Source organism: Cobetia sp. QF-1, from assembly GCF_002213105.1.
GTDB classification, from domain to species: Bacteria; Pseudomonadota; Gammaproteobacteria; order Pseudomonadales; family Halomonadaceae; genus Cobetia; species Cobetia crustatorum.
This window is the reverse complement of record NZ_NBVS01000005.1, coordinates 63817-76498: the sequence shown is the minus strand read 5'-3', so window position 1 is coordinate 76498 and position 12682 is coordinate 63817. Positions and strand designations below refer to the sequence as shown.

Here is a 12682-nt window from a genome sequence, read left to right as displayed (position 1 = left end):
GACCGCTACCGGAGACTCGCCCGGCAGTGATGACCAATAGACCGCGATTTACAAAATGATGCGGCCCTCGAAGACCGTCTCAGCGGGTCCCGTCATGAAGACCGGGTGCCCCTCGCCACCCCATTCAATGCTCAACGTGCCACCCGGCAGTGTCACGTTGACTGGGCTTGCGAGCATCCCGCGGCGAATACCGTTGGCAACAGCAGCGCAAGCACCTGTGCCACAGGCCAGTGTTTCACCTACGCCACGCTCGAATACACGCAGACGCACCTCGTGTGGAGTGACAACTTCCATGAAGCCAGCATTGACGCGTTTGGGGAAGCGCGGATGTACCTCAATCAGTGGGCCGAGCTCCAGTACCGGCGCGTACTCGACGCTGTCCACGACCAGGACGGCATGTGGATTGCCCATCGACACCACACCAATCTCGAGCGTTTCGCCAGCCACGTCCAGTGTGTGTACTGGAAGGTCGGATTCGGCAGCGAAAGGCAGTGTCTCAGGAGCGAAACGCGGTGCGCCCATATCAACACGTACGCGACCGTCATCGGCGACGACCAGTGTCAGCGGGCCTCCGGCGGTTTCGACGCGAATCTCGCGCTTGGTCGTTAGACGCTGATCAAGCACGAAGCGCGCAAAGCAGCGCGCACCGTTGCCGCAGTTTTCCACTTCGCTGCCATCGGCATTGTAGATGCGATAGCGGAAGTCCATATCCGGGTCACGTGGCGGCTCGACCACGAGCAGCTGATCAAAGCCGATACCGAAGTTACGATGTGACAGACGACGAATATCGGCATCTCGCAATCGGCCGCGCTGGGAGATCAGGTCGATGACCATGAAGTCATTACCCAGCCCGTGCATCTTGGTGAAGTGCACCAGCATCAGTCGTCACCCTCCGGCAGCAAGCACTCGCCGGTCCACAGCTCTTCGAGGCGTTCGCGACGGCGCACCAGGTGCATCTCGGGGCCATCGACCATGACTTCGGCGGGGCGGCAGCGGCTGTTGTAGCTCGAGGCCATCACGAAGCCATAGGCACCGGAGGAGCGCACGGCGAGCAGGTCGCCCGGCGCGATTGCCAGCTCGCGGTCCTTGCCGAGGAAATCCCCCGTCTCGCAGACCGGGCCGACCACGTCATAACTCGATGTCTCACGCGGGTCACGCGTGTCGACAGATACGATGTTCTGCCAGGCCTGATACAGCGACGGGCGAATCAGGTCGTTCATGCCGGCGTCGATGATGGCGAAGTTCTTCTCTTCGCCCGGCTTGATGAACTCGACACGTGTCAGCAGTACGCCGGCATTGGCGGCGATGGAGCGGCCCGGCTCGAACAACAATGTCATCTCGTTGCCGTGCTCATAGCGTGCCAGACGTTCCAGCAGGGCGCTGGCATAGGCGAACGGCTCCGGTGGTGTTTCATTCTGGTAGGGCACACCGAGGCCGCCGCCGAGGTCGAGATGCTCGATGATGATATCGCGCTCGCGCAGGCGGTCCAGCAGTACCAGCAGACGTTCGAGTGAGTCGAGGAAGGGGGCCAGTTCGGTCAGCTGTGAACCGATATGGCAATCGGCACCAACGATCTGAACATGCTCCATGTCGCGGGCGGTCTCGTAGACCTCCAGCGCCTGCTCAACCGGAATGCCGAACTTGTTGGCCTTGAGGCCAGTGGAGATATACGGGTGCGTGCCGGCATCGACATCTGGATTGATGCGCAGCGAGACCGGTGCCACGCGACCCAAGCGGCCGGCGACAGCGTTGAGGCGCTCAAGCTCTGGCAGCGATTCGACGTTGAAGCACTTGATGCCCAGCTCCAGTGCGCGCTCCATCTCATCGGCCTGTTTGGCGACGCCTGAGAACACGATCTTGGCGGGATCGCCGCCGGCCTTGATGACGCGTTCAAGCTCACCTTTGGAGACGATGTCAAAACCAGCGCCAAGACGCGCCAGTACGTTGAGCACGGCCAGATTTGAGTTGGCTTTCACTGCGTAGCAGATCAGGTGTGGGTGGTCGCCCAGCGCTTCCTGATAGGCCTTGAAGTGGCGAGTCAAGGTGGCGCGGCTATAGACGTAGCACGGAGTGCCGAATTGATCGGCCAGCGTGGCGAGCGAGACGTCTTCGGCGTGCAGCACGCCATCCTGATAAACGAAGTGATCCATGATCCGGCCTGCAAGATATCGCGCCGGCGGGCATCACCCGCCGGAGATGAATGGGGGTCAGGCGCCGTTACCGGTCGCCTTGTTCTCTGCTTTGGCGCTCTCGGTCTCTGACGCGGCGCCTTCGGACTCTGAAGAGACCGGCGCCTCAGCGCGCTGACCACCGGCATCCGCATCTGCGGGCAGGTAGAGAGGGCCTTTCTGGCCACAACCGGCCAGCAGGCCAGCCCCTAGCAGCAGAACCGCAAGAGCGCGGAGAGTGTGACGGGCGGATTGGCTCATCAGATAACGCATCGGGCGGCCTCCTGGCAGCAATAGAGTGATTCGGGCTGCCAGACGCTAGCGAGCGTCTGGCAGCCTCTGAAAAGGGGGGGGGCATCAGGCGCGTGTGGCCAGTGCCTCGCGAGCACGCTGCGCGGCGGCACGTACTTGATTCGGGGCGGTGCCACCGATGTGGTTGCGCGCGGCGACAGAGCCCTCAAGCGTCAGTACATCGAAGACGTCAGCATCGATGGTGTCGGAGAACTGACGTAGCTCTTCGAGTGTCATCTCGGACAGGTCACGGTTTTGCTCAATGCCGAAGGCGACGGACTTGCCGACGATTTCATGAGCATCACGGAAGGCCACGCCCTTGCGTACCAGGTAGTCGGCCAAGTCGGTCGCGGTCGCGAATCCCTTGCTGGCAGAGGCGTACATGTTGGCAGCTTTGGGCCGAATGGCAGGAATCATGTCAGCGAAGGCGCGCAGACAGCCGCGGACGGTATCGACGGTGTCGAACAGCGGCTCCTTGTCTTCCTGATTGTCCTTGTTATAGGCCAACGGCTGCGACTTCATCAGGGTCAGCAGGCTCATCAGGTGGCCATAGACACGACCGGTCTTGCCGCGGACCAGCTCCGGTACATCCGGATTCTTCTTCTGCGGCATGATGGAAGAGCCGGTGCAGAAGCGGTCAGGCAGATCGATGAAATCGAACTGGGCGCTGGTCCACAGCACCAGCTCTTCGCTCATGCGTGACAGGTGCATCATCAGCAGGCTGGCGAAGCTGGTGAATTCGATGGCGAAGTCACGGTCGCTGACTGAATCGAGGCTGTTCTCGGTCGGGCGATCGAAGCCAAGCAACTCGCTGGTGACATGTCGATCGATCGGGAAGGTGGTGCCGGCCAGTGCCGCAGCGCCCAGCGGCAGCACGTTCATGCGGACGCGGCAGTCATTTAGACGGTCCTGGTCGCGGGCGACCATTTCCTGCCACGCCAGCAGGTGGTGACCGAAAGTGACCGGTTGAGCACTCTGCAGGTGGGTGAAGCCCGGCATGATGGTGTCGGCTTCCTGTTCGGCCAGGCCCAGCATGCCTTCACGCAGACGCGTCAGTTCGGCATCGATGACGTCGATCTCATCGCGCAGGTAAAGGCGGATGTCGGTGGCCACCTGATCATTGCGTGAGCGACCGGTGTGCAGCTTCTTGCCGGTGTTGCCGATCTTGGCGGTCAGACGTGCCTCGATGTTCATGTGCACATCTTCCAGCGCGACGGACCACTCGAATTCGCCGCGAGCGATCTCTTCGCTGATCTCCTTCAGTCCCTCGATGATGGTGTCGCGCTCTTCCTCGCTCAATACGCCAACGCCGGCCAACATGGTGGCGTGGGCGATGGAGCCACGAATGTCGTGCTGCGCCATGCGCTGATCAAAATCGACAGAGGCAGTGAAGCGGGCCACGAAGGCATCGGTCGGCTCGCTGAAGCGGCCGCCCCAGGACTGATTGGTAGATTCGCTCATCGGGATCTCGAATGGTGGTGACATGTCCAGATTTCGGCGTCCGGTGCAGGGTCGCGCAACGGGTACCGTTGATACCTTGGAGTGTACCAGACTCCAGCGCGCGGGCGAGGGGGCGGGCAAGGAAGCGCGCCGCTAAGTTGGCGCTGGATTTTCCCCCTGACGTTACTGCCTTTATGATAAGGCGCATTACGTGGCAACACGGTCTGTCCGCGACCGTTTGCGAGTCATGCCTCGCGCCGCTTTACGATTCAAACTGAGTGCTTCGTGCACCTTCCAAGGAGAATGCCGTGTCCCGTCGTGACATCCTGCGTATCGCCACCCGCAAGAGCCTGCTTGCCCTATGGCAGGCTGAGCACGTCAAAGCGCGCCTTGAGGCCTTGCATCCGGGGCTCTCCGTCGAGTTGGTGCCAATGTCCACGCGTGGTGACAAGATTCTCGACACTCCGCTGGCCAAGATTGGCGGCAAGGGGTTGTTCGTGAAGGAGCTGGAAGAGGCCATGCTGGAAGGCCGTGCCGATATCGCCGTGCATTCCATGAAGGATGTGCCGATGCACTTCCCCGAGTCACTGGGATTGGCGGTCATTCTTGAACGGCATGCGCCAACCGATGCCTTCATCTCCAATGATCACGCCAATTTCGACGCGTTGCCGCAGGGGGCGCGCCTGGGGACTTCCAGTCTGCGACGTGGCTTGCAGGCCAAGGCGGCCCGTCCTGATCTCGACGTGCTTAGCCTGCGCGGTAATGTGCAAACACGCCTTGGCAAGCTGGATGCTGGTGAGTTTGATGCCATCATTCTCGCCACGTCGGGCTTGCAGCGTCTTGAACTGGATGCGCGCATCACTGATGAGATGTCCGCTGAAATCTGTCTGCCAGCCTGTGGTCAGGGTGCGCTGGGTATCGAGTGCAATCTGCAGGACGCTGAGATTCTCGCGCTGTTGGCACCGCTGGCACATGAAGATTCCAGTCGCTGTGTGCTGGCCGAGCGTGCCATGAACACCCATCTTGAAGGTGGCTGTCAGGTGCCCATCGGTGGCTATGCCGTGCTGGAAGAGGGCGGCAGTCAGCTGTGGCTGCGTGCGCTGGTCGGCAATCCTGATGGCACTGTCATCCTGCGGGCCGAGGCGCGTGGCCCGGCGGATGCGCCGGAAGTGTTGGGCGTGGCCGTCGCAGAAGATCTGCTCGCACAGGGTGCCGGTGAAATTCTGGCGGCAGTCTATGGCGATGCCCGTGGCTAGTGGCGCTGAACAGTCGCACACGGCTGCGGTTCAGACGGCTTTGACCAATGGTGCCATGGCCAAGCCACCCGCGTGTCGTCCTGAGGTGCTGACGACGCGGCCCGGTTCGCGTGGTGCAGTGCTTGATGCCATGCTCACCGAGGCTGGTTGTAGAGTGGAATGCCTTGAATTGATGGCCCTTGAGCCGCTGCCCGCCACACAAGCGATGCGTCAGGCCATCATCGATGCGGATCTTTTCCAGGGCGTGGTGGTCATTTCACCGCAGGCTGCCAGCTGTCTGGCCGAATGGCTGGAGGACTGGTGGCCGCAACTGCCGCAAGGGATCAACTTCTATGCCGTCGGTGCGGCGACAGCTGAAGTGCTGCATGCGCGTCTCGGTGTGCGGGTACGTGTGCCTCCCCGTGTGACGCGAGGTGAGCATGCCGAGGCGGATGCGCCCGTGGGCACGACCAGTGAGGCATTGCTATCACTGCCTTCATTGCAGCATCTTGAAGGGCAGCGTTGGTTGTTGGCCGCCGGAGAGGGTGGCCGCCCGCTACTCGGTGATACGCTAGAAGCACGCGGTGCTCAGTTGACGCGAATCGAGCTATATCGGCGGCTTCCGTTGGTATTGTCGCCTCAACAGGCTGGCCGTCTGGCGGCGGGCGCGTATGATGCAATGGTGGTGACCAGTAATGAACTGCTCGAGACGGTCCTGACGTCCGTCACGACACGCAGCTTGTACCAACCGCTAATCGTGTCGAGCAACCGTTTGGCTACACTGGCATACGCTCATGGGTTCGAGCGTGTGACGGTAGCCGAGGACGCCTCGCCCGGGGCTTTGACGCAGGCTGTCTTGCGCGCCTGCACCCCGGCTACATGACTCGCCATGCGAGAGGGATCGGCGCCAATGCGCCTGGTCCGCGTGAGGCCATCGATTTCCAAGAATCCGGAAAAGGGCAAGCGTAGATGAGCAACCGAGAACACCATCAGGAAGATAGTGGGCCTGCCGGCATTACGCCGGGCATGTCCGGCGACAAGGATGCTGCCGCTCGCGCATCAGATGCCTCTTCCGCTCCCGGCGATAATGCCGATGACACTGCCTCTGGCCGCCCTGGCGCCGAGGCTCCCCGTTCGTCCTCATCTTCCTCGTCATCCTCTACGGCTGATGCCCCGCGCGAGCGCCGCTCGCGAGGTGGGCGCAATCGTCGCGGACGCGGGAAAGGACAGGGCAGCAGTTCCTCTTCATCCTCATCCCCCACTGCCAGTGAGTCCACTCCCGTGAGCCAGACTTCAGACGACAACGCATCGACGCCTTCCGGCGAAAAATCTCCCTTCTCTGAGCGGAGCACGACTACCGCTGAGACGTCCGGTAGCAAGGCGTCTGCCAAGGGAGCGGACAGCAAGCCCAAGCAACCGTCCAGCAAGGACAGTAGTAGTCCGGCGGGCAAGAGCAGTACTGCCAATAGCGGTGGTGCTGGAAGCGGCAAAGGGGGTGGTCAAGGGGCCGGTGGCAGTACCCCGCCGCCGGCTTCCAGGGAAGCCAAGAAGAGTGCTACTGGTATCATTGCGCTGATCCTCGTCATCTTGCTCGCGATCGTGGTGGCCGTGCTGTCATGGTTCGGTTGGCAGCGTCTGAATGCCTTGCCGAATGCGCAGGGAATCGACAAGCAGGTCAGTGAATCCGTGACTCAGCAGGTGGGTCAGGTCGAAAGCAAGGTCGCCAGTCTTTCCAGCGATATCGACAAGAGTGCGTCCCGCGTCAGCGACCTCGACAAGCGTCTGTCGAGCGAGAGCAAGGATACCGAGACAGCCCTCAACAAGGTGCTGGAAGAGCTCAGCAAGTCCCAGCAGACTGACGCGCGCGACTGGCATTACGCCGAAGCCGAGTATCTTCTGCGTCTGGCGAATCAGCGTCTGCAGCTGGAGCGTGACGTGAACGGCGCCGATGCGCTGCTCGAAAACGCTGATGCGCGTATTGCCGCTGCTAACAACCCGGCACTGCTGCCGGTGCGCAAGGCCATTCAGTCAGAGCTTGCTAGCCTTGATAGCGTGCCGCGCGTCGATCGCAGCGGTATCTATCTGGCGCTGCTTGCAGAGCAGGAGCAGCTAGCGCGCTTGCCGCTCAAGCAGGATGTCGCTGAGATTGCAGCCAAGGTCGAGAACGAATCCGTTCCCACCGGTGGCTGGCAGAAGCAGTTGGCCCGTTTCGGTAATGAGCTGAAGGGGCTGGTAACGGTACGTCGTCATGACGAAGCCCTGGAAGCTCTGATCACGCCGGAGCAGGAATCCTACCTGCGTCAGAACGTGCGTCTGGTGCTCGAGCAGGCCCAGCTGGCACTGCTCAAGGAAGAGCCGGAGCTCTATCAGGCCGCTATCGAGAAGGCGGTCACACTGGTCAATGGCTACTACGACACCAAGGTTGATGGCGTGAAGAATGCTGTCGCCAAGCTCGAAGAACTCAAGGGCAAGACCATCCGTCCGGAGCTACCCGATATCTCCGCCTCTCTTGGCACGCTGCGTGAGCTGATTGAGCGTCGCGCACAGGCAGGGGGTGGCAAGGCATGAGAGTCCTGATACTACTGATCATCATTGGGCTAGCCATCGGTGCCTTGTTCGGTCAGCTGATGCAGGCCTTCCCGGGTTACTGGTTGATTCGGGTTGGCGATACCTCGGTACAGACATCCTTCTGGTTCGGTTTGATCCTGTTGTTTGCCGCCTTTGTAGTGCTACATTTTGGTCTGCGCCTGTTAGGACGCTTTGCGCACCCGTTTTCACGCATCAAGGTGTGGAATAGCCGCACACGTCACCGTAATGCCACGCGCAAGACGGAGCGTGGGCTGGTGGCGCTGGCGGAAGGTCGCTGGAAGCGTGCCGAACGCTCTCTGACACATTCTGCGGAGGATTCCAGTACACCGCTGGTCAATTATCTTTCCGCGGCTTTGGCGGCTCACTATCAGGGGCGCTTCGATCAGGCGGATACGTTGCTCAAGCGTGCTCATGCCTCTACCCAGGGGTCTGAGAGCGCGGTAGGGCTGGTACAGGCGCAACTGATGCTGGACCGTCAGCAGCACGAGCAAGCGCTGGCAACCTTGACGCGCCTCGACAAGCAGTTGGGTGAGCACCCCCAGGTCTTGAAGCTGCTCAAGCAGGCTTATCTGGCCGTCAGTGATTGGGATGGCCTGCGCCGTCTGCTGCCGCGCTTGGATAAGCAAGACTTGATCTCTCCTGAAGAGAAGAAGGAGCTGGAGCAACGTGCCTATGTCGCGCTGATTCAGCAGGCAGCACGCAATCCGGAAGACATCGAGCGTGTGCGCAATCTGTGGGCCGACATGCCGGACCACCTGCGTAATGATGTGAGCCTGGTGGCGCTGTATGCCGAGGCATTGATTGCCGGAGGCCAGGAAGGCCTGGCAGAGCGTCTGCTGCGCCACTCGCTGAAGGAATGCTGGGATTCGCGTCTGGTGCTGCGCTATGGCCTGCTGGACGTGGATGCACCGCGTCAGCTGGTGTATGCCGAGAAGTGGCTGCAAGAGCGTCCGAATGATCCTGATCTGCTGTTGTCGCTGGGCCGCTTGGCACTGCGTAATGCTAATTGGGGTAAGGCACAGGAGTATTTCGAGGCTAGCCAACGCCAGCGTCCGAGCGGCACCGTCTGTGCTGAGCTGGCACGTTTGTTCGCCAATCTTGGTGAGCACAACAAGAGCCAGCTTTATTATCGTCAGAGTGTCGAGCTGCTGGATCGCTCGTTGCCTGCACTGCCGCAGCCGAGCAAGGACAACGTCTAGCAAAGGCTGGCAGTAACGCTAAAAGAGATAATCGCCTCGTAGTCAGGCTACGAGGCGACAGTAGTTACTCTCCGGGTATCCGAGTTCACACGATGTTGTGACGGGATACCCTTTTTTTGTCTGCGTTATGGTCACGACCGTGTGTTTCAACGTCAGCAAGGTAATTCTGCAAGGTAATAAGGGGAAGGTGGGCATGAGGAAAAGGATAAATAAGGAAGATAAGTGCATGGCGCGAACTTCCCTGCCCGTGAGTGTGTCCAAAAAGGGCGCTGCCAATGATCGTGGTTGTGCGGTATGAAAGGCGATATACGCGGTTGCCTACAGGGCAACCGCGTATATCAATGCATGGCATTATCTATCTGTACTGCGACGCTGGCTGACGGCGTTTCGTCCGTGCGATGATTCGGCGCGATGGATGATGCAGCAGTATGGCTGGTCATTCGTAAGCCTTCTTCGGCTTATTTTCTCAAGACATAATGGAGTCTGCATGTTGCAAAAGTCCCTGGCCCTGATGGGCGCCTCTGTACTGGCAGTATCTCTCGCCGGTTGTGCCACTTCTGGTAACAGCACTTCCAGCAACGCTGCCAGCTCTTCCTCCAGCAGCTCCATGATGAGCCTTGCCAGCAGTATGCTGAGCAGTGAGACAGGCCAGACGCTTCCGGCCGCTGACCTGATGTCCAGCTTGACCTCCCAGCTGGGTGTTTCTCCCACTCAGGCGCTCGGTGGCTCTGCTGCCATGCTGGCATTGGCCCAGTCTCAGCTAGGCGGTAGCGCCACTTCCGAGCTTTCCAGCGATGTCCCGCAGTTGTCTAGCCTGACCAGCGATAGCTCGCTGTCCACGCTTTCCAACCTGGCGAGCTTGAGCGGTAATGATAACGCCAAGTCTCTGGCCAGTGCCGTCAGCGGTGTGGATGACACTTCCTCCATGAACAGCACCTTCTCGATGCTGGGAATGGATAGCAGCATGGTGTCCCAGTTCGCACCAGTACTGCTCAGCTACATGGGTGGTGAAGGTGTTAGCTCTTCTCTGCTGAGCTCGCTGTCCAGCGTATGGGGCACCGGCTCCTGAGTGATATCTTGCGCATGAGAGGATAATTTTTCTTTTCCATGGCCGCAAAAAAACGCCCCCCGAGCCATTGGCTCGGGGGGCGTTTTCGTTACAGCATCTTCTCTTTCGCTTCAGGCATGCACTGCAAATGAATCATCTGCCGTCAGCCAAGAGATCAGTCACCATCAGCATCCGGCTGGGTAGTCTGCCGAATACGCTTTTCGTCATCATCGATGACTTCGCCATCTTTCGCTGCATGGCGAGTGAGCGGCTCTTCCTCTTTGGCACTTTTCTTGAGTGCCTGTAGAGCCTCACGCTGCTCGGGGGTTTTAGGCTGCCCTGCAGCCGAGCCATCGATCACGAACGGAGAGTTCATGGTACGTACGTTGGCTGGCGGCGCGCCACCCTCCTTGTCCTGACCGAAGTACATCGTCATGTGCGGGAACGGAATCTCGATACCAGCGGCGTCGAAATGCTGTTTCACGAGCTTGTTGTACTCGCGTCCGATGGCCCACTGATTACCTGGACTGGTCTTTATCATCACACGAATGTTGACCGCGCTATCCGCAAGTGCCGACACCCCGGCTACCGTGACGGGTTCGAGAATTTCAGGTCCATAGCTACCGGCCTGCAGCTCATCGAAGGCAGCACGCAGATGCACGATGGCGTGATCGACATTCTCACGATAAGAGATGCCGTACTCGCCGACATGGTAAGCAAAGTCACGCATGTAGTTGGACACGGTATCCACGGAAGAGAACGGCACGATATGGAAGGTGCCGGACAGATCACGGATGCCAACCGAACGGATAGTCAGGCGTTCTGCGGTACCTGTCACTCCGCCAGCAGAGACGACATCACCAGTGTTGATAGCGTTCTCTAGCTGGATGAATACCCCGGTAATGATGTCCTGCACCATCTTCTGAGCGCCAAAGCCGATCGCCAGACCCAGCACCCCGGCACCGGCCAACAGTGGGCCGATATCGATGCCGATCTCGGACAGCACAATCATTACGGTGAAGATGATCATGGCGATGGCGATGGCATTGCGGAACAGCGCTAGCAGTGTCTCGACACGCGCCGACGGCTTGCCTTTGCCAGTATCCGGATTGAGCTTGTGCTCGATCAGACTGGCAATACCGATCCACAGCAGTACGGAGAAGCCGACGATGAACAGCACATGGAAGACGCGTGACAGCAGCTGAGCACCAGTATCTGTCGCCAGCCAGGTGCCGAGTGCCACGACGCCCCATGCATTCAGCACCATGCCGATCACGACGATCAGAATGATGGCACGCATGATACGCAGTGCGGTCGGGATGTAGGAATTGAGGCGCTTCTCCAGCATCGGCAACTGACCACGCAGGTTGTCAGAGACCATGATGCGCTTGCCGATCAACTGCGTGAGGACGCGCGAGAGCAAGGCGCCACCACCGATGGCCAGCAATGTCTTGAGGGTCGCGGCCATCATGAACGGCAGTGCCGTTTCTGGCGTGGTCTGCGAGATCACGAATAGCGTGATGAAGTAGGCCAGTGCAATCAAGTGCCAGGTGCTCGCGAGGATGCGTAGGCACACAGCGATGATGCTGTTGTGTGTCTCGACAGCCTGATTGAGCAGGCGGTCACGCAGCAGGATACGGTTGCGCATAATCACGACGACGGCCCAGATCAGCGCTGCAGCCATGATCAGCAGGCCCACGAAGCTACCCAGTGCCGGTGCCAGATTGTTATTGATCATCGGGACAACGACGAGGATGCCATAGCCAATAAAGCCAGACAGCAGTGCCAGTGAACGATTCCAGTAGCGTGCCACTTCATCACGCATCGGCAGCAGGCGCAGGCCCTGATAGCCAGAAGAGAACAGCATGCGCATCAATGCCTTGAATAGCTCGATTACCAGATAGGCGTTCAAGAACATCGACTCACGCTGACCAATCACTCCTTGCTCACCATAGGCAAAGATCGCCAGCAGGTAGCCACCAAGGAAGGCTAGGCCAATCACGGCGAGGTCTACCAGCGCGGCAACGATCACGGCGATCAGGGTGCGCAACAGTGGACTGCGATGCTGACCATCCAGTGACCACTGACTCACGCGACCGAAGAGCGGGTGTGCCAGTCGGCGCATCACCAGGAACAGCGCGATGGTAGAGATGACTACCAAACCGAGACTGATGGCCTCTTCACCGAAATGACTCCAGTCGACTTTTTCGGCATCTTCGCTGTTCAGACCCTCCAGGGTCCCGAGCACTCTATCCAGAGTGGCGGAGAGATCAGCGACCAAATCTTGACTGATTTCGGCCAGTTGACGTGATATCGAGGGAGATTCCTCGTCGAGAGTGACTTCCGAGCCAGCCACGTCAACAGCCTTGTCGCTTGTCTTGTCACCCAGCTGACGCAGCCCTTCAATCAGCGCCTCGCGCTGGCCCGGATCTTCCAGCAGATTCGCTAGGCTCTCATAGGAGGGAGCAGCTGCCTCGGTATCATTATTGGCCGGTGCGGCATGAGATAGGCCACTGAACGCGAGGCTCAGCGCCATGATCACCATCATCAACCCATGCATCAGCCAAGAAGAGGGATTGGCCGCACGGGAGGTAGACGAAACGTGAGCGGGAGGGGAGTGCGGGGGAGTCGGAATCGCCACAGATGGCTTCTCCTGTTTGATGAGTGTGTGATGGGCATGTAGTGGTGTGTCGAGCAGACTCTGCAGGTACT

At 59.7% G+C, this 12682-nt stretch carries 10 protein-coding genes; 5 read left to right on the top strand and 5 right to left on the bottom strand.

From position 1 onward, the window contains the following. Positions 1-48 precede the first annotated feature (48 nt). The 4 genes from dapF to argH all read right to left on the bottom strand — a co-directional run bounded on the left by dapF (position 49) and on the right by argH (position 3920). Positions 49-879, bottom strand: a complete 831-nt coding sequence (gene dapF / locus CFN46_RS10810; RefSeq protein WP_088743550.1) for a diaminopimelate epimerase — start codon at positions 877-879, stop codon at positions 49-51. Next, the gene (gene lysA, locus CFN46_RS10805; RefSeq protein ID WP_088743549.1) at positions 879-2150 is read right to left on the bottom strand and encodes a diaminopimelate decarboxylase; all 1272 of its coding nucleotides are present in this window, start codon (positions 2148-2150) and stop codon (positions 879-881) included. Before lysA ends, dapF begins: the two co-directional genes overlap by 1 nt. 57 nt (positions 2151-2207) lie before the next feature. Further along, entirely contained in the window at positions 2208-2441 is a 234-nt protein-coding gene (locus CFN46_RS10800) for a lipoprotein (RefSeq protein ID WP_088743548.1), read from the bottom strand. Positions 2442-2525: 84 nt separating this feature from the next. Further along, the gene (gene argH / locus CFN46_RS10795) at positions 2526-3920 is read right to left on the bottom strand and encodes an argininosuccinate lyase (RefSeq protein ID WP_088743644.1); all 1395 of its coding nucleotides are present in this window, start codon (positions 3918-3920) and stop codon (positions 2526-2528) included. 287 nt (positions 3921-4207) lie between these two features. Here argH and hemC point away from each other — a divergent pair, with 287 nt between their 5' ends. From hemC to CFN46_RS10770, 5 genes are all read left to right on the top strand, one after another. After that, complete coding sequence (gene hemC / locus CFN46_RS10790; protein WP_024951464.1) at positions 4208-5155, top strand: hydroxymethylbilane synthase; 948 nt, start codon at positions 4208-4210, stop codon at positions 5153-5155. Continuing rightward, positions 5136-6017: a uroporphyrinogen-III synthase gene (locus CFN46_RS10785; protein WP_246116476.1), complete on the top strand. Its 882-nt coding sequence runs from the start codon at positions 5136-5138 to the stop codon at positions 6015-6017. The genes hemC and CFN46_RS10785 overlap by 20 nt, the downstream gene beginning before the upstream one ends. 86 nt (positions 6018-6103) lie before the next feature. Next, a complete protein-coding gene (locus CFN46_RS10780; protein ID WP_246116477.1) occupies positions 6104-7702 on the top strand; it encodes a uroporphyrinogen-III C-methyltransferase in 1599 nt (532 codons plus the stop codon). Beyond that, complete coding sequence (locus CFN46_RS10775) at positions 7699-8922, top strand: heme biosynthesis HemY N-terminal domain-containing protein (RefSeq protein WP_088743547.1); 1224 nt, start codon at positions 7699-7701, stop codon at positions 8920-8922. The genes CFN46_RS10780 and CFN46_RS10775 overlap by 4 nt, the downstream gene beginning before the upstream one ends. A gap of 487 nt (positions 8923-9409) precedes the next feature. Next, positions 9410-9991, top strand: a complete 582-nt coding sequence (locus tag CFN46_RS10770; RefSeq protein ID WP_024951461.1) for a DUF2780 domain-containing protein — start codon at positions 9410-9412, stop codon at positions 9989-9991. Between the two features lie 154 nt (positions 9992-10145). Here CFN46_RS10770 and ybiO read toward each other — a convergent pair whose 3' ends face one another. After that, complete coding sequence (gene ybiO, locus CFN46_RS10765) at positions 10146-12611, bottom strand: mechanosensitive channel protein (RefSeq protein ID WP_176426463.1); 2466 nt, start codon at positions 12609-12611, stop codon at positions 10146-10148. Between the last annotated feature and the right edge of the window lie 71 nt (positions 12612-12682).